3 protein-coding genes are annotated in these 2,356 nt (G+C 52.4%); 1 reads left to right on the forward strand and 2 read right to left on the reverse strand.

Annotation, left to right across the window (positions count from 1 at the left end; translation table 11 throughout):
- A partial coding sequence (locus Q0236_RS10450) for a M3 family metallopeptidase (RefSeq protein WP_297917564.1) occupies positions 1 to 1,729 on the forward strand: 1,729 nt, incomplete at its 5' end.
- Positions 1,730 to 1,743: 14 nt separating this feature from the next.
- On the opposite strand, the gene Q0236_RS10455 is transcribed toward Q0236_RS10450, so the two are convergent.
- Positions 1,744 to 1,956 (reverse strand): hypothetical protein, encoded by a 213-nt coding sequence (locus Q0236_RS10455; RefSeq protein WP_297917567.1) that lies wholly within the window; start codon positions 1,954 to 1,956, stop codon positions 1,744 to 1,746.
- 9 nt (positions 1,957 to 1,965) lie between these two features.
- Positions 1,966 to 2,103: a hypothetical protein gene (locus Q0236_RS10460; protein ID WP_297917570.1), complete on the reverse strand. Its 138-nt coding sequence runs from the start codon at positions 2,101 to 2,103 to the stop codon at positions 1,966 to 1,968.
- Positions 2,104 to 2,356 lie beyond the last annotated feature (253 nt).

Here is a 2,356-nt window from a genome sequence, read left to right on the forward strand (position 1 = left end):
TACGGATGCGCTGTCAAATTTGGACGAAATTTTAGGCGAGATAGAGGAGCTGCTAGGCGCGGGCGGCGGGTTAAATTTACTGATAAATACGTACGATCGCGGCTTTGAGGAGGCGAACTCCTTGCTCGCGTTTTGCCGCTGCAAATCAAGCGACGACACCAAAGACGAGCGAGCAGGCGCGGCCGAGGCGAAAATCAGGGAGAAATTTTTGCGTCTTGAGCGAACGAAAGAGATCATTTTTGAAAAGATAGATGTGCTAGATCCCTCCGATATCGCGCGCCAAACGCAGGAGTTTGCGCGGATAAAATTTCTTTACGACGAGCGAAAAAGTAGCTGGCGGGCAAAATTTGACGCAAAAGAGCGTAAAATTTACGAGGATACGGCGGCTAGCAGTTTCGCTCCGCTTTACGGCGTATTTAGACATCTAAACAACCTCATCGCCGTGCAGGCTACTGATAAAAACGGCGTAAAAAGCGTCTACAATCTCTCAAAATGCGCGGGCGTTTTAAAGGGCTCTCCCGACGCCGCGCTGCGAAAGAGCGTATTTGAGGGGCTAGCGGAGCATTACGCTAGGCACGCGAGCCTGTACGCCGACGTTTTAAATTTGCTTCAGGGCTTTAGGCTGGGCGAATTCAGGGCGGCCGGGACGGATATCCTCACGCCGAGCCTGCAGCAAAACAAAATCAGCGAGCAGGCCGTAACGGCGATGTTTGCGGCGCTAGATCGCAGATCGGACAAGATCAAGGAGTGCGTGAGCCTGCGCGCGAAGTATTTTCCTCGGGGTAAAATTTACGCCTGCGATCTGCTTGCGCCGTCTCCGTTTGCTAGCGTGGAGGAGATCGCTTACGAGCAGGCGATAGAGACGATATGTGCGGCTCTGGGCGAGGTTAGCGAGGAGATACCCGAATTTATCAAAATAATGCTGCAGAAGAGCTGGATCGAGGCTCAGGTACGAGAAAATAAAGCAGGTGGCGCATTTTATACGAGGTTTGATAAATTTAGACAACCGCGCGTGTTTTCTAGCTACATGGGCACGCAGGCGCACATGATCCAGCAGGCGCACGAGCTCGGACATGCGTGGCACTACTGGATCATGCGCGATCTGCCCGCGCTACACACGCAGTTTCCTATGACGCTAGCGGAGGCTGCGAGCACTTTTAACGAAGCCGTGCTGCGAAACTATCTGCGAAAAAACAGCGCGGATAAGAATTTGCTCTTTGATATCTTGTGGCAGGAGCTAAAATCTGCGGCAAATTTCATGCTGCATATCGGCGTGCGGTTTGATTTTGAGATCGCTTTTTTAAAGACCAGGCAAAAGGGCGCAGTCGGCACGGCGCAGATAGAAGAGCTCATGCAAAAGGCGTGGCGCGGACGTTACGGCGATACGACGCAGGACGCAGAGGGCTTTTTGCCGTACTTTAAGCTGCATTTTTACAAGACCGATCAATACATCTACAACTACCCCTACACGGTCGGCTACCTGCTCTCGCAGTTTTTGCTGGGCGAGTTTAGGCGGGCGGGCGATAAATTTATCGGCGCGTACAAGGCGTTTTTGCGCGAGTGCGGCGTGATGAGCGTCGAAGAGCTATTGCAAAAGCACTTCGGCAAAGACACGCGAACGCTGGAGTTTTGGCTCGAGTGCGTCGATAATGCGCTCATTTATACGGACGAGTTTAAGCGGCTTGAGGAGCGGATGAAATTTGATAAATCAAAGGACCGAGCGGAGTAAAACGGGCGCAAAAATTAGCAAAGAGTGCGGGCGCAAAGTGCAGGAGAGGCGAGCGTGGGGCGGATGAAGCCGGGCGGGCGAAATTTTAAAATTCTTCCTCCGCCGCTAGCGAGCGTATCGCCCGAGCCTTTTTGCGCGCCGCCCAGAGCCTCCTGCGCGCCGCTAGAAAATCTGCGCGCGCCGTTAAAATTTTGCCCGTGCGCCGTCTGTACGTCTTGCGACCGCACGGCCTTAGATCACGATAAGTCGCTATCTTTGGAATTTTGCTCGAAATTTATCGCCAAATTTAAAATCATATCGCTAAAGCTCGCCTCATTGCCGCGCGAGATAGGGATATGCGCCGTTTTTTGCGGCGCAAATTTCAAATCATACATCCACCCTGCTCGCGACGCCATATCGCTTGACGATGCGAGTAAATTTAAGCACGCGCAACGTAATAAAGAGCCGATGCGAAAGGACGGGCGGCGCGGCAATACGACGCAACGCAGGCAGCGGATCGGCTGTTTCTGCTACAGAGGCAAAGAGCAGGCCGCTTATTTGCAACTTTAAAATTTTATGGAGCCTCCGCTCGTAAGCGTTAAAATTTCAATGCGCGCGCGGCAGCGTTAAAATTTTATAGCCGACATG

The organism is uncultured Campylobacter sp. (assembly GCF_938031315.1).
Taxonomy (GTDB): domain Bacteria; phylum Campylobacterota; class Campylobacteria; order Campylobacterales; family Campylobacteraceae; genus Campylobacter_B.